General features: G+C 32.1%; 24 protein-coding genes. 15 read left to right on the forward strand and 9 right to left on the reverse strand.

The features are described from left to right. Positions 1 to 104 precede the first annotated feature (104 nt). From CD128_RS00885 to CD128_RS00900, 4 genes are all read left to right on the forward strand, one after another. Positions 105 to 1,349 (forward strand): ammonium transporter, encoded by a 1,245-nt coding sequence (locus CD128_RS00885; RefSeq protein WP_103328216.1) that lies wholly within the window; start codon positions 105 to 107, stop codon positions 1,347 to 1,349. Positions 1,350 to 1,584: 235 nt separating this feature from the next. Further along, a complete protein-coding gene (locus tag CD128_RS00890; protein ID WP_103328217.1) occupies positions 1,585 to 2,535 on the forward strand; it encodes a LacI family DNA-binding transcriptional regulator in 951 nt (316 codons plus the stop codon). A gap of 82 nt (positions 2,536 to 2,617) precedes the next feature. Beyond that, positions 2,618 to 4,105, forward strand: coding sequence for a sucrose-6-phosphate hydrolase (locus CD128_RS00895; RefSeq protein ID WP_103328218.1), 1,488 nt, complete (start codon positions 2,618 to 2,620; stop codon positions 4,103 to 4,105). Then, positions 4,106 to 5,068: a carbohydrate kinase family protein gene (locus CD128_RS00900; protein ID WP_103328219.1), complete on the forward strand. Its 963-nt coding sequence runs from the start codon at positions 4,106 to 4,108 to the stop codon at positions 5,066 to 5,068. A 53-nt stretch (positions 5,069 to 5,121) separates the two neighbouring features. Here the strand turns inward: CD128_RS00900 and agrA are convergent, their stop codons facing one another. From agrA to CD128_RS00930, 6 genes are all read right to left on the reverse strand, one after another. Continuing rightward, complete coding sequence (agrA, locus tag CD128_RS00905; protein WP_103328220.1) at positions 5,122 to 5,838, reverse strand: quorum-sensing response regulator AgrA; 717 nt, start codon at positions 5,836 to 5,838, stop codon at positions 5,122 to 5,124. A gap of 12 nt (positions 5,839 to 5,850) precedes the next feature. Beyond that, positions 5,851 to 7,140: a quorum-sensing sensor histidine kinase AgrC gene (gene agrC / locus CD128_RS00910; protein WP_103328221.1), complete on the reverse strand. Its 1,290-nt coding sequence runs from the start codon at positions 7,138 to 7,140 to the stop codon at positions 5,851 to 5,853. 21 nt (positions 7,141 to 7,161) lie between these two features. Further along, the gene (gene agrD, locus CD128_RS00915) at positions 7,162 to 7,305 is read right to left on the reverse strand and encodes a cyclic lactone autoinducer peptide AgrD (RefSeq protein ID WP_103328222.1); all 144 of its coding nucleotides are present in this window, start codon (positions 7,303 to 7,305) and stop codon (positions 7,162 to 7,164) included. 1 nt (position 7,306) lies between these two features. Next, a complete protein-coding gene (locus CD128_RS00920) occupies positions 7,307 to 7,873 on the reverse strand; it encodes an accessory gene regulator AgrB (protein WP_103328223.1) in 567 nt (188 codons plus the stop codon). 739 nt (positions 7,874 to 8,612) lie between these two features. Continuing rightward, positions 8,613 to 9,398 (reverse strand): carbon-nitrogen family hydrolase, encoded by a 786-nt coding sequence (locus CD128_RS00925; RefSeq protein ID WP_103328224.1) that lies wholly within the window; start codon positions 9,396 to 9,398, stop codon positions 8,613 to 8,615. A gap of 281 nt (positions 9,399 to 9,679) precedes the next feature. After that, positions 9,680 to 10,303 (reverse strand): nitroreductase family protein, encoded by a 624-nt coding sequence (locus CD128_RS00930; protein WP_103328225.1) that lies wholly within the window; start codon positions 10,301 to 10,303, stop codon positions 9,680 to 9,682. Positions 10,304 to 10,488: 185 nt separating this feature from the next. Here CD128_RS00930 and CD128_RS00935 point away from each other — a divergent pair, with 185 nt between their 5' ends. Continuing rightward, positions 10,489 to 12,363, forward strand: coding sequence for an SdrH family protein (locus tag CD128_RS00935; RefSeq protein WP_103328226.1), 1,875 nt, complete (start codon positions 10,489 to 10,491; stop codon positions 12,361 to 12,363). Between the two features lie 78 nt (positions 12,364 to 12,441). On the opposite strand, the gene mroQ is transcribed toward CD128_RS00935, so the two are convergent. Then, positions 12,442 to 13,182, reverse strand: a complete 741-nt coding sequence (mroQ, locus tag CD128_RS00940; RefSeq protein WP_103328227.1) for an intramembrane glutamic endopeptidase MroQ — start codon at positions 13,180 to 13,182, stop codon at positions 12,442 to 12,444. A 176-nt stretch (positions 13,183 to 13,358) separates the two neighbouring features. Here mroQ and groES point away from each other — a divergent pair, with 176 nt between their 5' ends. Both groES and groL read left to right on the forward strand, forming a co-directional pair. Next, complete coding sequence (gene groES / locus CD128_RS00945; protein ID WP_103328228.1) at positions 13,359 to 13,646, forward strand: co-chaperone GroES; 288 nt, start codon at positions 13,359 to 13,361, stop codon at positions 13,644 to 13,646. Between the two features lie 49 nt (positions 13,647 to 13,695). Then, a complete protein-coding gene (gene groL, locus CD128_RS00950) occupies positions 13,696 to 15,312 on the forward strand; it encodes a chaperonin GroEL (protein WP_103328229.1) in 1,617 nt (538 codons plus the stop codon). Between the two features lie 605 nt (positions 15,313 to 15,917). On the opposite strand, the gene CD128_RS00955 is transcribed toward groL, so the two are convergent. Further along, positions 15,918 to 17,204: an aminotransferase class I/II-fold pyridoxal phosphate-dependent enzyme gene (locus CD128_RS00955; protein WP_103328230.1), complete on the reverse strand. Its 1,287-nt coding sequence runs from the start codon at positions 17,202 to 17,204 to the stop codon at positions 15,918 to 15,920. A gap of 194 nt (positions 17,205 to 17,398) precedes the next feature. Between CD128_RS00955 and CD128_RS00960 the strand changes: the two genes are divergently transcribed. The 7 genes from CD128_RS00960 to pmtD all read left to right on the forward strand — a co-directional run bounded on the left by CD128_RS00960 (position 17,399) and on the right by pmtD (position 21,646). Further along, positions 17,399 to 17,494 (forward strand): Trp-rich small protein, encoded by a 96-nt coding sequence (locus tag CD128_RS00960; protein WP_103299085.1) that lies wholly within the window; start codon positions 17,399 to 17,401, stop codon positions 17,492 to 17,494. A 178-nt stretch (positions 17,495 to 17,672) separates the two neighbouring features. Next, complete coding sequence (locus tag CD128_RS00965; RefSeq protein ID WP_103299087.1) at positions 17,673 to 17,849, forward strand: SE1626 family protein; 177 nt, start codon at positions 17,673 to 17,675, stop codon at positions 17,847 to 17,849. A 243-nt stretch (positions 17,850 to 18,092) separates the two neighbouring features. Further along, positions 18,093 to 18,473, forward strand: a complete 381-nt coding sequence (gene pmtR, locus CD128_RS00970; RefSeq protein WP_103328231.1) for a PSM export ABC transporter transcriptional regulator PmtR — start codon at positions 18,093 to 18,095, stop codon at positions 18,471 to 18,473. Beyond that, positions 18,470 to 19,369, forward strand: a complete 900-nt coding sequence (pmtA, locus tag CD128_RS00975) for a phenol-soluble modulin export ABC transporter ATP-binding protein PmtA (RefSeq protein WP_103328232.1) — start codon at positions 18,470 to 18,472, stop codon at positions 19,367 to 19,369. The genes pmtR and pmtA overlap by 4 nt, the downstream gene beginning before the upstream one ends. After that, positions 19,366 to 20,067 carry a phenol-soluble modulin export ABC transporter permease subunit PmtB gene (gene pmtB, locus CD128_RS00980; RefSeq protein WP_103328233.1) on the forward strand — a complete coding sequence of 234 codons (702 nt, stop codon included), beginning with the start codon at positions 19,366 to 19,368 and terminating at the stop codon, positions 20,065 to 20,067. Before pmtA ends, pmtB begins: the two co-directional genes overlap by 4 nt. Next, on the forward strand, positions 20,045 to 20,917 hold the full coding sequence (gene pmtC, locus CD128_RS00985) for a phenol-soluble modulin export ABC transporter ATP-binding protein PmtC (RefSeq protein WP_103328234.1): 873 nt from the start codon (positions 20,045 to 20,047) through the stop codon (positions 20,915 to 20,917). Before pmtB ends, pmtC begins: the two co-directional genes overlap by 23 nt. Then, positions 20,918 to 21,646, forward strand: coding sequence for a phenol-soluble modulin export ABC transporter permease subunit PmtD (gene pmtD, locus CD128_RS00990; RefSeq protein ID WP_103328235.1), 729 nt, complete (start codon positions 20,918 to 20,920; stop codon positions 21,644 to 21,646). 44 nt (positions 21,647 to 21,690) lie between these two features. Here pmtD and CD128_RS00995 read toward each other — a convergent pair whose 3' ends face one another. Further along, the gene (locus CD128_RS00995) at positions 21,691 to 22,251 is read right to left on the reverse strand and encodes a thioredoxin family protein (protein WP_103328236.1); all 561 of its coding nucleotides are present in this window, start codon (positions 22,249 to 22,251) and stop codon (positions 21,691 to 21,693) included. A gap of 193 nt (positions 22,252 to 22,444) precedes the next feature. Here CD128_RS00995 and CD128_RS01000 point away from each other — a divergent pair, with 193 nt between their 5' ends. Further along, the gene (locus CD128_RS01000; protein ID WP_103328237.1) at positions 22,445 to 22,930 is read left to right on the forward strand and encodes a hypothetical protein; all 486 of its coding nucleotides are present in this window, start codon (positions 22,445 to 22,447) and stop codon (positions 22,928 to 22,930) included. The last annotated feature ends 17 nt before the right edge of the window (positions 22,931 to 22,947 follow it).

A 22,947-nucleotide genomic window follows, 5' to 3' on the forward strand; every position in this document is an offset into this window, starting at 1 on the left:
TAGTTACCATGTTATATTATGTAACATATTGTGTCATTTTATCTTACGAATTTTTGCCATATTGAAAAACTATCATTATGATGTTTTCAAAGGAAGTGGTAATTATGAAGATGGATGACACAATTTTTTTATTTCTTTGTACTTTACTCGTGTGGTTAATGACACCGGGGTTAAGTTTATTCTACGGTGGTCTCGTACAATCTAAAAACGTGCTGAACACAGTAATGCAAAGTATGGCAGCGATGATTATCGTAACTTTCACATGGATTACATTTGGTTTTACATTAAGTTTTGGAACTGGAAATGACTTAATTGGAAACCTTGACTTTTTGGGCTTACAACATGTAGGCTTTGCGATTAATCAAGATTTGAGCCCGCATGTGCCGTTTGCGTTATTTATGCTATTTCAAATGATGTTTTGTACTATTGCGGTCTCAATTTTATCTGGTTCCATTGCGGAACGTATGAGATTTATTCCGTTTACAATTTTCATCATTATATGGGTTATCGTTATTTATAGTCCAGTAGCACACTGGGTTTGGGGTGGCGGTTGGATAGGTAAGTTAGGTGCATTAGATTACGCCGGAGGAACCGTTGTACATATTACCTCAGGGGTATCAGGACTTATCTTAGCCATTATGATTGGTAATGGTAAAAAAATCGAAAAAATTCAGCCCCATAATTTATTGATTACATTAATTGGTGGTATTCTCGTTTGGATGGGATGGTACGGATTTAATACAGGTAGTGCCTATTCATTAAATGATGTTGCATTAGCTTCATTTGTAAACACAGTGATTGCAGCTAGGGGGGGTGCTTTCAGTTGGTTAGTACTTGAATACATAGTAACTAAAAAGCTTAGCCTGCTTGGTTTATTATCAGGGGTGCTTGCAGGTTTAGTAGCTATTACGCCTGCAGCAGGATATGTGAGTTATTTAAACGCATACATCATTTCAATTTGTGGTGGTATCGCATGTTATTTTGTTATTAATATTATTAAAGAGAAATTTAAATATAATGATACATTAGATGCTTTTGGTATACATGGTGTAGGCGGTGTAGTTGGAGCGGTGCTTACTGGCGTCTTTCAATCGCACGCAGTTAATGGGGATATTGATAATGGTCTTGTTTATACTGGAAATATTCATGCAGTATTAGTACAACTTATTGCAGTAGTGGTGGTTGTTATTTATACTATTCTTTTAACTTGGGTTATTGGAAAAGTTTTACAAAAACTGATGCCATTAGCAACTACTGAAGAAGAAGACAAAACAGGATTAGATGAAATCGTTCATGGCGAGAAAGCATACTTCTATGGTGAGCTTAATAAATTAAATAAAAGATATTAAAAGACTGCAAATCAACCCTTTCACTCATTGTTGTCTTATACATAACTAGGTCATTTACTTGTAATTGTAAACTCCCGTCGTTATGTATTTCGACTCCTTGTTTGACAAGGGTTTTCTTACGGTCTTTATATTTTAAGTTTCTAAATGAATATCTAAGTTGAAAATTAGTATTTTAAGCGATTACAATTATGATAAAATATATCGTAAATGGCTATTAATTTAGGTGATTATTATAATGAAAAATATATCAGATATCGCAAAATTAGCGGGGGTCTCTAAAAGTACGGTCTCCCGCTTTTTAAATAATGGATCTGTAAGTCCAAAAACAAAGGATAAATTGAGTCGTATCATTGCAGAACATGATTATCAACCTAATCAATTCGCGCAAAGTTTACGTGCGAAACATACAAATATTATTGGCGCAATTATTCCACGTATGAATTCTCATGCAGTAGATGAAACCGTTAAAGGTATTGTCAGCGTGTGTCAACAACACCACTATCAATTACTGTTAAATTATACCGGATTAGATATCAATGCTGAGATTGCGGCACTTGAAACATTTTCAAGAAGCAAAGTGGATGGCATTATACTCATGGCTACAACGTTAACTGCGCAACATCTTGAAGTCATTCAAAAAATCGATGTGCCTATTATTCTAGTAGGACAATCGCATGAGCACATGCACAGTATTGTTCATGATGATTACCAAGCAGGATACTTAGTGGGTGAGATGATTGGTCAACAACACCTTCAAAACCTTTGTTTCTTTGGTGTTACAGAAGATGATATTGCTGTCGGGATAGAACGTAAACAGGGCTTGCTTGAGGCGCTCAAGCAATATAATATTCATCCTCAAGTATTTGAAACGTCATTTAAGTATGAAGAAGCGAAACCCGAAGTTGCAGAAATACTTCAAACTATGCCTAAGTTGGATGCACTTATTGGGGCAACCGATTCGATTGCTTTAGCGATACATAACTATTGTGTCCAAACGGATTATGCTAAGCAAATGCCGTCTATCTATGGATTTGGTGGTGATCCCATGACGCAATTGGTATCACCAGAAATTATCACGATCAAGTTTAATTATTTTGAGGCGGGTACACAAGCTATGAAACAGTTAAATGATTTAATTTTTTCGGAAAAGGAAGCATCAAAAACGCTCATTTCTGTTAAATTATAGAATAATTGTTTAAATGTGGGACCGATACCAATAGAAATGATAAAATGTAATTAATAATAATCTCTATCGTTGGAGGGGTAACATGGCTGAATGGTCAAGAGAAGAACGCTATCGTCGTTTAGAAGACGTTGAATCAACACAATTAGAAGACTTAAAACATCGAGTCGCAACATCTAAATATCGTCAAACATATCATATTCAACCTGAAACAGGGTTACTTAACGATCCAAACGGTTTAATCTATTTTGGTGGTAAATATTATGTTTCTCATCAATGGTTTCCTTTAGGTGCTGTTCACGGTTTGAAATACTGGTTTAATTATACGAGTGAAGACCTAGTAACATTTGAACCCCAAGGCCCGATACTTAAGCCCGATACGGTATATGATAGTCATGGCGTATATAGTGGAAGTGCCTTTGAACATGAGGGTCACTTATATTATATGTATACTGGAAATCATCGCGATGACAATTGGGAGCGCTATGCTAGTCAAATGATAGCCAAAGTAGAGAAGGATGGAACAATTCATAAATTTGAACAGCCTGTCATTTCCCACCAACCAGAAGGCTATACCAGCCATTTTAGAGACCCAAAAGTATTTGAACATGATAACGAGTTCTACGCTATTATTGGCGCTCAAAACATCAATGAATTAGGTCGCTTTTTATTTTATAAAACCATAGAGCGTCAACTTGATAAATGGGAATTTGTAGGGGAATTGCACACTAGTTTAGAAGATTTCGGCTATATGTGGGAATGTCCTGATTATTTCAAATTAGATGGGGAAGATGTGATTTTATTTAGTCCTCAAGGTCTCGATGCTAAAGGCGATAAATTTAGAAACATTTATCAATCAGGTTATATAATCGGTGAATTGGATTTTGATTCTCTAATATTCGAACATAATGAATTTATCGAATTAGATAATGGATTTGATTTTTATGCACCTCAAACATTTGTTGATGAACATGGTAAACGCATATTAATTGGATGGATGGGGTTGCCAGAAATTAATTATCCAACTGATGAAGAAGGATGGGCGCATTGTTTAACCATTCCTCGCGAATTATCGGTTGAAGATGGTAAATTGCGACAACGCCCTCTTAAAGCGCTAGAGAAGTTACGTACAAATAAAGAAACAGCGCTAGGTTACGCCGATAAATTTTCCCGTATATTACGTCCTTATGAAGGCACGCAATATGAATTAAATATTGAAATTTTGGAAAATGAAGCATCAGAAATTTATTTTGAATTACGTACTTCCAGAAAATGTTCAACGCTTATTACATATAATACGAGAGAACAAAAAATTACATTAGACCGTACAGAGAGCGGTTTATTACCAGATAATGTAACAGATATGACGCGTAGCACCATTTTAGATACGCCACTGACGCATTTACAAATTTTTGTAGATACATCAAGTATTGAAATATTCTGTAACGATGGCGAACGTGTGCTTACATCACGTATTTTTCCAGATGAAGCAGCAACAGGAATTAAAACATCTACTATGTCAGGACAAGTATATTTACAATTTACGAAATATGAACTTAAAGGTGAGAGATAAATGAGAAAATTATATGCACTAGGCGAAGCATTAATCGATTTTATTCCTAATGTAACTAATTCTGAATTGAAAGACGTCACACAATTTAGTCGTCAAGTAGGAGGTGCGCCCGCGAATGTTGCGAGTGTGGCTCAAAAATTAGGTGCAAATGCTGAAATGGTAACACAACTAGGGCACGATGCATTTGGCGATATCATTGTAGAAACGTTAGATCAACTTGGTGTAGGTACACAATATATTAGAAGAACAAACGAGGCTAATACGGCACTCGCATTTGTAAGTTTAAAAGAAGATGGCCAACGCGATTTTTCATTTTACCGTAAGCCATCTGCAGATATGCTATATCATCCATCATATTTAGATGAAATTACAATATCTGAACATGATATCTTACATTTTTGTTCAGTCGATTTAGTAGAAAGTGAGATGAAAGCTTCTCATAAAGTAATGATTGAGAAATTTGAAGCTGCAAATGGTATCGTCGTCTTTGATCCGAACGTAAGATTACCATTATGGGATAATGCAGAGGCATGTAAAGCGGCGATTCAAGAATTTATTCCTAAAGCGCACGTTGTTAAAGTCTCTGATGAAGAACTCGAGTTTATTACTGGGAAAGTAGATGAAACAGAGGCCATTCAATCATTATTTAAAGGCAATGTTGAAGCGGTCATTTATACACAAGGTCCTAAAGGGGCTACCATTTTCTTGAAAAATGGGGAAAGTGTTCATCATGAAGGTTACAAAGTGAAAGCGATAGATACAACTGGAGCAGGGGACGCCTTTGTTGGAGCAGTAATTAGCAGAATGTTAAATAGTGCAATAACTAATATAACTGAACTATTTGAAAATGAAGGCTATGATATACTTAAATTTAGCAATTTAGTAGCAGCCAAAGTGACTACTAAATATGGTGCGATTGAAAGTATCCCCACACTAGAAGAAGTAAAAGAGGATTTGAATTAATAAAATTTAAGCACCAACTGAGATGAATGTCATCAGTTGGTGCTTTTGTATGTTTATATTTTTTTTACATTTCGAACGGAAGCATAACAATGCTCACCATTTTTAAAGTTCACAATACGTTCTTTTGAGTCAATAGATTCGATATTATGTCGATTTACGACGAAACTGTTATGACATCTAAAGAAGCGGTCATCTAACTGAGCAAGTTCTTTAAGATTGCCATAAAATTCAATTTGACGATTATCTAAATGAGCAATTAAGCGATGTGACTTCGTTGATGATTCAAAAAACATCACGTCATCATATTGTACATAAATAGAATTGCTACCACGTTTTAATTCAATTGTTTCCACATTACTTTCCTTAGAAAGTAACTTTAAGCGTGTATGCGCAGTTTCTAAACAATCAATAATTCTTGTTTTCAACTGACTTGGATCATCTTTAAAAATAAAATCCATTGCAGATACTTTGTATACAAACGTTAAATAAGTTAATTCACTATGACTCGTCACAAATATAACGTTACCAATTGGGTCATATTTACGAATTTCACTACCTAATTTAATACCGTTCATATCCGCTTCTAATTGAATATCTAAGAAATAGCAACCTACATCGTTCATTTCTTTAGATTGCTCAATAACCTCATAAGGATCATCTGTAGCTAACGCAATTTCCATTGGTTTTTCCTCAATCATTATATAATTGTTAATAATTGAAACCATATTTTCACGCTGTTTTGCATCATCTTCACAAATGAATATTTTCATCGTTACACATCCTTATGACATATTATTTATAATTTCTACTTTTTGAACGAAATAACCGTTCTCAATTGTCGTATCAAGTAACGCATTTTCAGTAGAATCCGTAATTTCTTTTAGAGTCGTTAAACCTAAACCACGATTCTCTCCTTTAGTTGAAAAGCGTTCTTGGAACAACTCATGAATACGAGGCATATCCTCTTTACATTTATTCATTACAATAAACATAACCGAAGTTTCGGTGTTTATGAAAGCAATTCTAATTAAAGCATCCTCTAAATCCTCAGAAGCTTCAATGGCATTATCAATAATAATTCCAATAATTCGACTTAAATCAATCGTATTCATTTCAATGTATTCTACTAATTCTGGCACTTCAATACTAATAGGGATATTCTTCTCTTGAGCTTGAAGAATTTTAGTCGTCACTAAGCCTTTAATAGCACGAACCTTTAAGTTCTCTGTGCCATTAATTTTAATCGATTTCATTTGAAGATTATCTTTCATAGGCACAATATTTTCATTGAAATATGCTCTTAAACCAGTCATATCATCTTCTCTTATATATTCAGACATAGTAGTTAAAATATTAACATAGTCATGACGGAACTTACGCATTTCATTATTAATTGATTCAATTTGAAGCGTATATTCGTAATACGTTTCAATTTCTTCCATATTACGCTTATAACGAAGTTCACGTTGAGTGGTGTAAGTAATAATAACAATACAAATTGTTAAAAATAGTAGTATACCTATAAATACATACGCAAATAATCGTAATCCTTCTAAATCAAGGTAAAATTTCTGCGTATAAAGGTATAAGGTAATAATTGAAAATACTAAAAATAAAGAAATAATTAGTATGTAAATATTATTGAAAAAAAGATAAGTCTTTTTAAGTCTATTAACTAAAAATCTTATAAAGTATGCACAAATCAAAGCTATTATTGAAAAAGAAATCATATATAATACTAAAAGTGTAAACTTTAAAGTTAAATTATTACCTAATAAATAGAATAGAGATACAGTAAAAAAATTACTTATATACATTACTAGAGTCGACATTAAAATAGCTAAAATTGACCATAACTTAACTTTCGTATAGAAGAAAATTATACATAAAATGATTAAGATTAATACAGATTTTCTGTCAAAATAATAAAACAATATAGAGGAAGGGATTATAATGCCTAAAATGGCTAAATAATCCCTTTTTTCAAATTTAATATCAATGATAATTTTTGCTACCCAAATGAGCATTATAGTTTGAAAAATTGATAATGGTACAAAATTAATAATCGTCATTTCATATACACTTACCTTTAATTATTTATCAGAGAGATTTTGTAATTCTTCTGGTACTTCAGGTTCATCAAAGTATAAGCTACATACATCTTGTACTGAAAAAGTTCCAACTAAACCAAAGATAAAGCTAAAGACTTTTGCAAATAAAACACTTAATAAATTCATATTAATTGTCCCCCTTAGGAAAAAATATTGGTAATAGAGTAATACTTTCAAGTGTTACTCCTAATAAAATGAGTTGTTTATATGGCTCAGGCATTACTAATGAAAGAACTATTAACAATAATGAAAAAATAATTGCTAAAATTTTCTTTCGTGCTCTTAAATGTTGAGGTATTGGTTGCTTTTTGGTTGCAACTGGAGCGTACACTATAATCAGTAGTAACGCTAATGATGCAACAGTATACATTATACCCAAATTTATTGAAAAATAGACAACGAGCCAAGGTAAACCAACAAATAAGATTAAATTTTGAACATGACATAGCAATGATGATCTAGCATGAGCTCCATGTGCATAATGTCTAATTAAAAAATAACTAACGTGTGTGATTAAAGTGTATAGAAATGTATGGAATATGATTGCAGCACCATATGTCACAATTGTCTTTGCTAAATTACTTACTACAACTTGTAACCCTAATCGCACTTTTAAAAATTGAATATGATCAAGGTTGTTCTTTCGTTGTAAGTATGAAGCAAAGCGTTCAATTTGGTTGTCAATTGCTTTCAATATTGTGCCACTCTCCTTAAATCAATTATACAATTTTGTGCAACCAGTCTGTAAAACATTGCTTAACTGTTCAAAATCAATACTTAACTGTTATATTTAAAATACATATAATATTTTAACATATAAAAACATACAGTTTAGTATAAAAAATTGCAAGTTAAGAAGTTTTTGCAAAAATGCGTGGAGTATGTGTTTTAATATAGACATATCACATAGATGTGATAACAACTTAATAATCTTAGTCTTTAAATTTAATAGTTATTGTTTTATTGGCAGTAAAGGATGATGATTTTGTTTGTAGTTGCAAAATCATTTCATCTTGCCCCAAGTTGGAAGGAGTGTTTGTGTAGCTGTAGTAAAGCTTCATAATAGTTTATAATGGCAGAATCTACATTGTCAATTTAGTAAATGCTCTTAGTAGAAGTAATTTAACTTTGTTTTCTTCGTGTAGTTGATTTATTCATTAATAAGCCATCCCAACTTATTAATGAATACTAATTAAAAAGTGACTGAAGTATTAAACTCAGTCGAGAATGATTAACTTAGCTATTAAATGTAATAGAAGGTAATTATTCTCAACGATAAAAGCTATCGTAACATCATTTGTATAAAATGATAATTTTTCATAATTAATAACATCCCCAAAAAGATTGAAAAATAAATGTAAAAAAACATTCCCTTAATAAAACGTAAGCCGTGAGTCTCTCCCAAGCTCACGGCTTTTTTATGTTGATAAAACTTATTTGTATAGTTCTAATCTTAAATTTTTAAATACAGGAATATTATTACGTTGTTGTTCTACTTCATCTATGTCAATATCTACTATAATACTTTCTTCTTCTTGATCAAGTTCTGCTAGGATTTCTCCATTAGGGTTAATAACCATTGAGTGGCCCGCATAATCTGTATTTCCATCATTACCCGTACCATTACATGCAATAATAAACATATCGTTTTCAATGGCACGTGCTTGTAATAAAGTTCTCCAATGGTTTAGACGAGGAGTAGGCCATTGTGCTACATAAAAGCCGATTTGTGCTCCTTCACGTGCTGGATATCTAAGAAGTTCAGGAAAACGTAAATCATAGCAAATGATTTGTGTTGCGATAACACCTGAAGAAAGGGCGAATGGTTCAGGAGCTGTTTTGCCACTTTCTAAAAATTCAGGTTCGTTTAACATAGGTACTAGATGAACCTTGTCATATTTATTAATTCTTTGACCTTCTTTTGAAACAGTAAAAGCGGTGTTATATACTTTGCCATTACGTGTATTTGACACCGAGCCAGCTACTATATCTACATCGTATGTTTTAGCAAGTGTTTGAATAAAAGGAAAACTTCTAGCTAATTCTTTATCAGCTTTATGTGATAATTCATCTAATGCATACCCATTATTCCACATTTCAGGTAAAACGACGACTTCAGTATCTTCATTTAATTCTTTTTCAAACCATTGTTTAATTTTTTGTTCATTTTTTTCAGCATTTCCATATTCAACATAAAATTGAAATAATTGAATTCTCATAGTATCGCTCCTCATCCCTCTAATTGTTTTTAATGTACTAAAATAATTAAGGAAAATCAAAAAGAGAGTGGGACAGAATTCTTTTTAAATTCGTCGTCCCACTCCCAGCTTGCTTTGCTTGTAGAATTTCTTAGTGAAATTCTCTTTGCTGGGGCCCCGCCCGCAAGGATGACTAGAACTGAGAAAAGCTTGATTTAAGCGCCTTCTCAGTTCAGTCAGCTACTGTGAATTTGCAAAATAGCATCATTATATTATTTATGGCCCAGCCTCAAAGAAGTAAATTATTTTTTAACGATAAAACGATTATCAGTTGGTTGGATTTCTTTATCACCTGCTTCTTCGCGAATGTCACCGAATGGCATTTGAGCAACTAATTTCCATGAAGCTGGGATATCAAATTCTTGAGTAGTGATTTGATCAACTAATGGATTGTAGTGTTGTAATGATGCGCCAATACCTTTTGAACTTAATGCAGTCCAAATTGCAAATTGGTGCATTGCATTAGTTTGTACTGACCAATTTGCGAAATTATCAGCGTAACTTGGCATTTTTTCTTGTAGTGCTTTAATAACGTCTTCATCTTCGAAATAAAGAATTGTGCCGTAAGAATGTTTGAAACCTTCAATTCTTTGGTTGGTAGGTTCGAAGTCACGGTCAGGACCCATAACATCTTTTAATACAGTTTTTGTGTTATCCCAGAATTTTCTGTGATTATCGTTTAATAATAAAACAATACGAGTAGATTGAGAGTTAAATGCTGAAGGCATGTATTTAATAATATGTTCAATTAACTCCTCTAATTCTTCGTCATTGATAGAAATAGATGTTTCAGTTTTATAAATTGTACGTCTGTTTTCAATTTCTTTTAAAAATGGTTTTGTGTTTTCTTTATCAAATAAACCCATATCTATGTCTCCTTTGTTTTAAATGATATAAGTTAAGTGTAAATATTATGCTTCAATAAGTAAAATAAATATAACAAAAAGTTTCAAAAGTATTAACATTCTTTATCATTCTTCTTAATTTCATGCATAAGACAATTATATTCCTTATACTAGAAGTGTTAAAAGAAAGAAGGAGGTGACGATTGGTGAAAAAGAAAATAGCCCATGTAACAATACTTCTAACTTTAGGAACATCGTTAATTGGCCCACACGTTCATGCAAAGGAAACATCAAATGAAGCGGTAGAAGCAGAGAATACTCATAAAAATGTAAACACTTCACAATCAGATGAAGCGTTAAAAATTGAAAATGTTTCAAACAATGATAATCATGCTGGTCATTCGGAACAGCCTTTTCAAGAGAAAGAAACTGATGAAGGTAAAACGGGTGATGAATTAAATAATCATGAAAGCGAAGAGGTTCCATCTACTGAGAAATCGGATGAAGTGAATGACAATGAAGATTCAACCTCTAAATCGGAACCATCTGAGGAGACGCCTAAATCTGAGGAAGAAAATGAAACTCAGCCACCATCAGAGGAGAATGGTAACAATGAGCCATCACATGAAGATGGAACGTCTAATTCCAATGGCAATTCAGAGTCTGATGGTAATAACGATGTAAGTGATGAGAATAATCAGGATGGCCAAAACGAGGGTTCTCAAGAAGGCGAGCCAAATACTGATGAAAATGGTAGCAGTGAGAAAACTCATGATGATGGCAATGATAGTGGAACTTCTGAGGATGACACTAGTAAAGATGACAACGATAACGGAAGTTCTGAGGATGATACTAGTAAAGATGATAACGATAGTGGAAGTTCTGGAGATGATACTAGTAAAGATGATAATGAGAATAAAGATGATTCATCCCATTCTTCATCAGAAGATGGTCAAACAAATGACTCGGATAAAGGTGATCAAAGTGAACAGCCGTCAGATCAAAGCGGGGATTCGCATACAACACCGTCAAACCAAGATGAAGATTCACAAGATTCGGACCAACATCAATCGAAACCTTCTGATAATAATGACAAAAATCAATCAGGACAATCAAATTCATCAGATTCATCTCACCACATAAACGGCCAGCATCAAGGACAAAATGACCAAGATAGTAAACATGATTCAAATTGGGATGATAATCAGACGCCTTCAGGAAATTCTAATCAAGATACGTCTCATCAAACTTCAAATGACAATGGTTCACAGTCACAACATCATCAATCGTCTAATAGAAACGATGGATATGACTATCAAAACGGTTATAAGCATAAGGGAGAGCAAAGAAATCAAAACGTCTCAGATGCGATGATTCACCAAATCTATCCTAATAAAAATCATGGGCGTAATTCTCAAATGGAGAATCATTATGCTTCATCTAACCAGTCAAATACTAAACCACAGGGGCATTACGGTCAATCTACTACAAATGACCATAAATATAATGACCATCAATTTAATCATCAATATGTAAGTTACGATGATAATAATGCTAGTGGAAATAATGGGTGGACCTCATTGTTACACAGATTCAATACACTTGCGACGGGTTCATATAAATATAATCCATTTATTATTAATCGTGTTAATCGTTTAGGTGAAAATGAGGATAACGTCACGGATCAAGATTTTTATAGACTTTTTCAAAAGCAAACATTTAATAATGAATATTTAAATTCTTTACAACGTAAGTCAAATTACTTTAGATTTGAGTATTTTAATCCTCTGAATGCTAGAGAATATTATAAAAATTTAGATGAACAAGTTTTAGGATTAATTACAGGTGAGATTGGTTCAATGCCTGATTTGAAAAAGCCGAGTGATAAACACTCAAGTAAAAATGAAGATGAAGCGGATATTCATAGTCATAAAAAGATAATTGAATCTAATGATGATGAGAAAAGCAAAACAAAAGGAAAAGATAATATTGGTAAAGTAAATATTACTTTAATTAGTAGTATCATTATTATATTTTTAGGCATCATAGGACGCTACTTATTTAAACTATTGAAAAATTAAATAATACAAATGAACGCATCTAAACACTCGTCTTTATATTAAATAAAGATTTGAGGGTTAGATGCGTTTTAAATTAGATTAAAATAAAAAATGTAAAATGAAATTTGTTTGATGTTGTATGTCTTTAACTGCATCACTAAAGAAGAATTGCATTAATACGACAAAGCCATTTTGCATCATATGAATAATGATTGGTACAGCGATTCGTTTTGTGAAGACGTAAGCTAGTGAAAAAATCATGCCCATACCAAAGTAAATTAATAAAAATTTAACGTCATTATGTGCTAATGCAAATAATAATGAACTTATAATAGATGCTATAAGGAAAGCGACGATACGGTTACCTTTAATTTTATTGTAAATTTCTCCAAATATAACCTTTCGGAATACGTATTCTTCAAGGATAGGACCTACAATAGAAATAAGTACGATAAACACAGGAAGTTGTTTAGCGATTGCCATGATTCTTTCTGTGTTAGGGCTTTGTTGTGGCTTACCGAAGATCCACATATTAATGATGCCAGCGATCACTTGATAAATCATCACGATACAAAATCCTAATAATGCCCAAGGTACAATGTAACGCTTATATTCTTTATGACCGCGTTCAATGACATTAGGATTTTTAATGATTGAATTTAACCATATAATTAGCGCGGCTGCTATGATGAATAGAATGACTTGCGTATATACGCCTGCTCTTGCTAAAGCCATTCCAGATAGATGACTAAACATTGGTGTCTTTTCCAAGAAAAGTGGTAAGAACTGTGCCAATGCATAAATCAGTAGTGTTAAAAATGCCACCCAAATTCTTGCCATGTTAAACCTCCATCTAAATATCAGTAACTTCTATTCTATCGTAAATATAAGGGATGTACAAAAATAAGAAAAATCATATTGCTTGAAAAATTGACCAACTTTGATTATTATAAAAATTAGATTAGCACTCAAGTTATTTAAGTGCTAAAAAGAGACCTATTAAGGGAGGAACAATCATGCTTAAACCATTAGGAAGTCGTGTGATTATCGAAAGAAAAGAACAAGAACAAACAACTAAAAGTGGAATTGTGTTAACAGATAGCGCAAAAGAAAAGTCAAATGAAGGCGTAGTCATCGCTGTAGGCTCAGGCCGCGTCCTTGACAATGGTGAAAAGGTTGCTCCAGAGGTTAAAGAAGGCGACACAGTTGTATTCCAAGAATATGCTGGTACAGAAGTTAAACGTGGAGACGAAACATACTTAATTTTAAATGAAGAAGATTTACTAGCAATCATTGAAAAATAAAAATATTTAATATTAACGATAAAAATTAAAATTTTACGGAGGTCAAATAATGGCTAAAGATCTTAAATTTTCAGAAGACGCACGTCAAGCAATGTTACGTGGTGTAGATAAACTAGCAAACGCAGTTAAAGTGACTATTGGTCCTAAAGGTCGTAATGTTGTATTAGATAAAGAATATGTAGCACCTTTAATTACAAACGATGGTGTTACAATCGCTAAAGAAATTGAATTAGAAGACCCTTATGAAAATATGGGTGCTAAATTAGTTCAAGAAGTGGCGAATAAAACAAATGAAATCGCTGGTGACGGTACTACTACAGCAACTGTATTAGCTCAAGCAATGATTCAAGAAGGACTTAAAAACGTGACAAGTGGTGCTAACCCTGTAGGCTTACGTGAAGGAATCGATAAAGCAGTGAGAGTTGCTGTTGAAGCATTACACGATATTTCTCAAAAAGTTGAAAATAAAAATGAAATCGCACAAGTAGGTGCTATTTCTGCAGCTAATGAAGAAATCGGTAAATACATTTCTGAAGCAATGGATAAAGTAGGTAATGACGGTGTTATCACTATTGAAGAATCAAATGGTTTAGATACTGAACTTGAAGTAGTAGAAGGTATGCAATTTGATAGAGGTTACCAATCTCCATATATGGTAACTGATTCAGATAAGATGATTGCTGAATTAGAAAGACCATATATCTTAGTTACTGATAAAAAAATCTCATCATTCCAAGACATCTTACCTTTATTAGAACAAGTGGTTCAATCTAGTCGTCCAATCCTAATCGTTGCTGATGAAGTAGAAGGCGATGCGTTAACTAATATCGTATTAAACCGTATGCGCGGTACATTTACTGCAGTAGCAGTTAAAGCACCTGGCTTCGGTGATCGTCGTAAAGCAATGTTAGAAGACTTAGCTATTTTAACTGGTGCAACAGTTATTACTGATGACTTAGGTTTAGAATTGAAAGATGCTTCTATCGATATGTTAGGTAGTGCAAATAAAGTTGAAGTAACTAAAGACAATACAACTGTTGTTGATGGTGATGGTGATGATAACAGCATCGACGCACGTGTAAGCCAAATTAAAGCACAAATTGAAGAAACTGATTCAGACTTTGACAGAGAGAAATTACAAGAACGCTTAGCTAAATTAGCTGGTGGCGTTGCTGTGATTAAAGTAGGTGCAGCATCTGAGACTGAATTAAAAGAACGTAAATTACGTATTGAAGACGCATTAAACTCTACACGTGCTGCTGTAGAAGAAGGTATCGTAGCAGGTGGTGGTACTGCTTTAGTCAACATCTATAATAAAGTAGAAGAAATTGAAGCTGAAGGCGATGTTGCTACAGGTGTAAACATTGTGCTTAAAGCTTTATCAGCGCCAGTTCGTCAAATCGCTGAAAATGCTGGACTTGAAGGTTCAGTAATTGTAGAAAGACTTAAAAATGCTGATGCTGGTGTTGGCTTCAACGCTGCTACAAACGAATGGGTAAATATGCTTGAAGAAGGTATCGTAGACCCTACTAAAGTAACTCGCTCAGCATTACAACATGCAGCAAGTGTAGCTGCTATGTTCTTAACAACTGAAGCGGTTGTTGCGACAATCCCAGAACCTGAGAAAAATGATGCAGGTATGGGCGGCATGCCAGGCATGATGTAGTAAAATAAAATTATTAATATATATTTACTGAGTAGTACTAAGGTTTGTTTTCTATGAAAATAGAAAGCAAACCTTTTATTTTTCTCATTGAAAAATGAAGCAATAATAAGTTAATAATATTTGATCGGTGGTAAATATAAAGTAAAGCCAATGGAGGTCATTATTATGGAATTGATAGGAAAAATTATAAGTTTCACTATGGAAACAATTTCTAATTGGTTAGGTAGTAATGATTTAATTAAAGATATAAAAAATGGTAAAAGTAAAAAGAACTAATTATAAATTAAATATTAGACGCTTTTCTAGAGATAATTCTTCAGAAAAGCGTCTTTCTATTTCCATTATTAAAAGATATTTTAAAGCAATTCTATCAACCAAACTCCCATTAAAATGAACACTACAAGTGAACCAATGAACCAATACAAATTTTTAGTCACATGGCCTGGACTGGTAAATGCATATAGGTATAGATGATAAATTGCAGATACAAACGATATAACGAGTAAAAATGAGAAAATGAAAACCATACTATCACTCCTATTTATATTTGAATGAGTTGGACAGTAAAAAAGAGGAACTAAACTAACTTAGTTCCTCTTAATATATCATTTTAAATCATCAATTGCTTGTGCGATTGAATCGAAGACATGTGGAATATCTTCTTTTTCAACACAACTAAATGCAATACGAATATCTGTATCATTTAGCGCAATAATACCGATTGAATATTTATCGATTAAATGTTTACGTAATTCTTCTGGATTTACGCCATTCACTTTAACTGCCATGAAGTAACCAGAGTTGAAGTCATAAGCTGTCCAGTGCTCTTTGTATTTATCATCATAAATGACCTCTTTAGTCACTTCATAACGAGATTGTAATGTATCGATATTGGCTTGAATTTCTTTATCAAATTGCTCGTGATGCTCAAGTACATATTGAATCGCACTTTGTGAAGGCATTGGGCCACTTGAAATATTACTTCTAATTAAACCTTTAACTTTAGCTTCAAGGACATCTTTAGCAGTGTCATTGTTTAAGCCAAATGTAATAAAGCCTACACGTAAGCCCCATGCAAAGAATTCTTTAGTAGCACCATCTAAACGAATAGGTAAAATATTTTTAGAATCTAATTGTGTAATTGCTGTGAAGATAGATTGCGTATAAACATCTTCATAGAATAAGCCATAGTAAGCATCATCTACAACAGCAATTACTTTTGTGCCTTTATTAGCTAATTGTTCGATAGCTGAAACAATTGTTTTTACTTCATCTTTAGTAGGTGTATAACCAGTAGGGTTGTTCGGATAGTTTAAAATTAATAACACTTTATCTTGGTTACAATTTTCTAATGTCGAAACTAAAGAATTTGTTGTATAGTGACCTTCTTGATCAAAGATTGAATAAGTTTCAATGTTAGCCCCATGTTTTGTATCAAAAATTAATTTATAGTTACCCCAATTGTGTGTAGGTAATAACAAAGTATCACCGCTATCTACAAATAAATCAGCTACTAGTGATAAACCATGCGTTAACGCATTAGTTACGATAGGACGACTAATAGTTTGTGCAGTTAGGTCAGGGTTTTCTTTTAACATTTTTTGTTGCCATAAATCTCTCAAGCTTTCAATACCTTGTGGTGGTGCATATGGAAAGACTTCATCTGGAGATAAATGATTATACACGTCATATAAAGCTGGTGCATACATTTTACCATCTTTATTTGTAGCCATACCAATGGTTGCGTTATACTTCGTTGATTTTGCTTCTGCTGATTGAGACAAAATACCTTTAGGATAATACATTGATTGGCCTAAATTTGATAGCATACTTAAAATTTCAGGACGTTCATTTACAAGTTGATCATTTAAATTTTGTGCTAAAGGGTTCATAGTTATAACCTCGCTTTAATTTTATCATTCATTCTTATATTAACTTGATTTTAAACAAAGATAAAGTCTGCTTATGGTAAGAACATTGATTTTTTAGTTATTTCTTCAAAAGAGAACATTTGTTCGCTTTTTATGTTAAAATGAGGACAGGTCATCAGAAGATATGACACTTTTCATTGTGGAGGTGTAGTGTAATGTCGTGGTTATTAGAAGGTATGATGACTCTAATTACAGGAGGCATACTAGTTATTTTTCGAGTTTGGTTAGAATCAAAGTGGAAGAATAAATAGATGACCTTACACAAAAACCCCTAACTTGCCGCTACAAGTTAGGGGTTGTGTAATGTAATACGTGGATACAATTTAATTTTAACACATGATAAATAAATTTCAATTTACAATTGCTATGAAGGTTTACATACAAAACGCTGAATTTGTTATAATTAGAACAATGAGGTGACACAAAATGATGAAACACTTAACCAAAATATTCGTTGGTTTAGCCATCGTCTTATTTGTTGTTGGCTATTATTTACAAGCGACAGGACATGAGAGTCAAGGTATTAAATTACTATTAGCAGCTATCATGTTTATGATATGTGCTTTTATTAATCGAAGTAATGATAGACGTAAAAATCGTAAATGAATTGATTTTTCAAATTAATAATAATCAATATAGTTCATTTTAAGTAGAAGCAAGATGATAAGCTTCCTTCAGTCGAAGCGAAATTCTGTCTTGCTTCTTTTTTAATGCACTATGTGTATCTATACAATATACACACTTAAACCTTAAATAATCCTTAATTTTCAAGAAATTCAGTAAAAACACTTTACAAACCTGTATATACTGTATATATTATGTATATACAATTATTAAAGGGGGACAGCGATGAAGATAATTTTAAAGAACACCAGTGAACAACCCATTTATGAACAAATTAAGCAACAAATTAAAGAGAATATTTTAAAAGGTTATGTTGAAGCGGGTAGTCATTTACCTTCTATGAGAGAATTAGCTAAAGATTTACAAGTGAGTTTAATTACTACCAAACGTGCTTACGAGGATTTAGAAAAAGAAGGCTTTGTCACAACGATTAGAGGTAAAGGAACATTTGTAAAAGAACAAGATAGTTCAATTTTAAAGGAGAAACAATTCTTTGTGATTGAGAATCTAGCCCGTTCAATGATTAAAGAAGCCAAGACCATTGGAATGCCTCTAAAAGAGTTAAAGGAAATATTAACTTTAATTTACGAGGAGGAAGAAGAATGAATGCAATTGAACTTAGAAATGTAAATTATAGTAATAAGTCTTTTGCGCTCAAAGATATTTCATTCGATGTTCCTCAAGGCTTTGTTACAGGGTTCATTGGCGGTAATGGCGCAGGAAAAACAACAGTCATTCGAATAATTATGGATTTATTAGAAGCAAATAGTGGTGAGATTAAAGTTTTCGATAAAAAGATGGTGCACGAACCACAGTGGATTAAAAATAAAATAGGTTTTGTTTATTCGGAAATTTATTTTAACCAACAGTGGTCAGTTAAAAAGTTAGAAAGCTTTATATCTCCATTTTATACGAACTGGGATACAGAAATGTTTCACCATTATTTAGAAAGATTTAATTTACCATTTAAAAGTAAGGTTAAACACTTTTCAACTGGGATGAAGATGAAGCTCTCACTGGCTATCGCATTAAGTCATCACGCTGAGTTATTCATATTCGATGAGCCAACAGCTAGTTTAGATCCCATCGTTAGAAACGAAGTGCTTGAAATTTTACAACAAGAATTAATTGATGAGAATAAAACCGTGTTTATCTCAACGCACATCATTTCAGATTTAGAAAAGATTGCAGATTATCTTGTTTATTTAAAAGATGGTGAAGTAAAAATTCAAGGCTATCGAAACGAATTGCAAGAGCAATATTTCATTGTAAGAGGCGATACAAAAGATTTAGATGAGGAACTAAATCAATTATTTCTATATAAGGAAGAAAAGGCTACAGGTTATCTAGGATTTACTCAACAAGCAAATGTATTTAAAGAATTGTTTGGTAACAAAGTAGATATTAAACAGCCTTCAATAGAAGAGTTGATGATTTACTTAGAAAAATCTGATCGCATGCATTTACATCAAGAAAAACCTCAAAGTGAGTTGATACAATGAAACAGCTATTAATTAGAAATTTTAAATTACGTAGTTGGACGATTGCTTTATACATTCTGTTACTTGTAATTAATCCTATTTATGCGCTGATCATGGCTAATACAACATGGAGCTTTATTATATACATTCCAGTTGCCATAATATTAATGTTAGTCAGTATTTTAGATGCAGGACATTTATTTAGAATTCATAGAAGATTAGGTGGTAAATCATCTTATTTATTTTATGAAAGCTTACCTGTTTCTAAAAAAGATATGTTAAATGCAAACTATATCACATGTATTATCTTGACATTATTTGGTGCACTCATTATAGGATTATATAATTTTCAAGCTACGAATATCGATATTAATGATTTACGTTATTCTACAGCTATTTCATTCGTATATGTTAATTTCTTCAGTATTCCGATTGCTTTTCAGAAAAATACTGAACGTAAAAGTGAACATATATCATACGCAGTTTACATTATTTTAATGATGTTAGTAATACCTTTTACGATTGCATTAGTGTTTACAGCATCAAATACATTTTTATTAAATAATGCATTAAATACACAGCTGTATGCGAAATATATTAATTATGGCTTACTATTATTAAGTGTTTTATGGATGATAATTAATTACATTATTCAATTTAGACATATTAATCAACGTACTAAAAAGGAGGGCTTTTATGAAGCTAGAGAACATCACTAAAACGTATGGCTCTAACAACGTTTTAGATAATATCGACTTTGATTTTGGAAATAGCCAAATTGTTGGTTTAATAGGTAAAAATGGTGTTGGTAAAACAACTTTAATGAAAGTAATGAACGGCAATATTATTAATTTTAAAGGAAAAGTAGGTCTTAAAGACGACGAAAATGTCGGCTATTTAATTGAACATCCTAAACTTTATGACAACAAAAGTGGCTTATACAATCTTAAATTATTTGCTCAGGTGTTAGGAAAAGGATTCGATAAGGAATATTCAGACAAGATTATCGATGCATTCGGTATGAGACCTTACATTAAGAAAAAAGTTAAAAAATATTCAATGGGTATGAAACAAAAGTTAGCTATTGCAGTATCACTAATGAATAAACCAAAATACTTAATTCTTGATGAACCTACAAATGGCATGGACCCTGATGGTTCAATCGATGTCTTAGAAACAATTCAATCATTAGTAAATGACTTAGATATGAAGATTTTAATTTCAAGTCACAAACTTGAAGATATTGAATTAATTTGCGATAGAGCAGTCTTCTTAAGAGATGGACATTTCGTACAAGACGTTAATATGAAAGATGGCGGTCCTCAAGATCATACATCAGTTAAAGTAAGTCGCGACGACTTCAACACAGCACTTGAATACTTAACGACGCATTTCAATGTTTTACAATCTCATAAAGAGAGTGGCGAAATTAATATTAAAGCGCAACAAGATTATCAATCATTAATTAAAGCCCTTGCTGAGAAGAATATTTATCCTAAATTTATTGAAACACGTAAAAGTTCGCTTCGAGATACGTACTTTAATATTAATCAGAGAGGTGACAAATAAATGAGAAGTATACAATTAGTAAAATATGATATTATTAGTTTCTTTAAAAGCTATTTAACATATATTGCTTTATTACTTATTTGGGCAGTATTAGGATTAATTACAATATTAATGGCTCGTAACAACGATAAAGTAGATTACACAATGATTTTACCAATGGCAAACTGGATGTTCTTATTCTTTGGATTATTAGTAGTCATCAAAACAATCACTCGTGATTATTCTCAAGGCACAATCCAGCTTTACATGAATAAAGTTAAAAATAGAATTGGTTATGTTGTTGCGAAAACAGTTTCTATTATTATCATTTCATTCATTTTCACTTTAATTACTTATTTAACAATGTTAATTATCGAAGCAGCTACAGATGGTAAAAATTTAGATGGAGATAAATTCTTAACAAATATTTGGTTCTATCTTATCTTCTTACTATTCTTTGGTTTATTACTATTCTTAGTAACATTAATCGTTCAAAAACCAGCTGTAATCTTTACTTTAGGTATCTTCTTAGTATTTATTGTACCTTTCGTTCAACCATTCATCGGTTTAATTCCAGAGTGGGGCGATAACATCCAGAAATCACTTAAATATATCCCATTCAGTTATTTAACTGAGAAATCTAATTCTGACAAGATTAAATTTTCAAATTGGCAATGGTTCATTTCAATTGCATCAATTGTTGTATTGTTCATTGCTAATGTGGTTTACGCTGCAAAACGAGATATTTAAGATAAAAGAAAAGTCTGGGCAACTCGCCCAGACTTTTTTAATGCTTATAATGCCAATTTATTAACGATTGAATCATATACTTGATTCCATAATTCTGTGTCATTTTTATACTTTGAGGCAATTTCTTGATGTACTTCTTTTTCTTTATCTTCATAAGTTGGATCGTCTTTCGCAGGTAACTTCTCTGCTCTTAAATTAGTGACAAACTCTTGAGCTTCACGTGCTCTTGGACCCCAAACATTCACTTGTTCATAATTATCATTCAAGAAGATAAAGATAGGAATCGAACGAGCTGTCCCATTAGTTAAATAACGATCAATTAAATTAGTGTCTTCATCTCTGTGAAATACGCGCACTTCAAGATTTAAGTATTCACTGATGCGTGCTAATATTGGAAGATTCATCATTGCGTCACCGCACCAGTCTTCTGTAATCACTAAGACTTTTGAAAATGAAGCACCTTTTAAATTATCAATTTTACTATCATTGGAAGGAATACTAAATGCATCGTATATTGCTAAGACATTATTTTTATTTGTTGTCATGTCGGCAATATAATCTTCGAGTGGTTGGCTTTTTTTGTAATATATTTCTAAGTTAGACATAAGTAAAACCTCCTTAAATAAATTTACATTATTATAACAAGTTTTTTGAAAAATTGATATTTTTAATACTTTTGATAAAAATATAATAATTTTAAAATTAAAAAATCTTATCCTTATAATTCTTGGGATATCTTTGTAGGAAAATGAATTATTATGATATATTTAATTTAATACTATTAAAGTGGTGATTATTTTGCGCATTCAGAATAGATGGGTTGTTTCTATTATTTTTGCTATTTTAGCGTTTGCGGTAGTTATTGGTCTTACTATTTATAAAAATGAGAAGACTGTTGATTTAACAGATGTAAAAATAAATAATATGCAACTCAATCAACAATTCGATAAATCTAATTATATTGTGAATCATCATATTAAATTAGACAGATATGAGTTTTATAATGACAAAAATCATAAAAACGTGACAGTTAAAGTTAAAAAGAAACATAATAAAGTTAAAGGTATCGTCGTGGTCAACGATCCGAAAGTAGATACAAACATTGGCGTTCATATAGGTGATCATGTAGATGATGCCATTAACTATCTAGGCGATAATTATCGTAAAGATAAAGTTGGTAAAGGATACGATGCAATTATTTATGTAGATAAAGAAAATCATATGAAATTATCTATACTTTATAAAAATGATATTGTAAAACGTATTGAATTCTTTAGTCGTTAATTTTTGCATAATATTAT

The organism is Staphylococcus croceilyticus, assembly GCF_002902575.1.
GTDB classification, from domain to species: Bacteria; Bacillota; Bacilli; order Staphylococcales; family Staphylococcaceae; genus Staphylococcus; species Staphylococcus croceilyticus.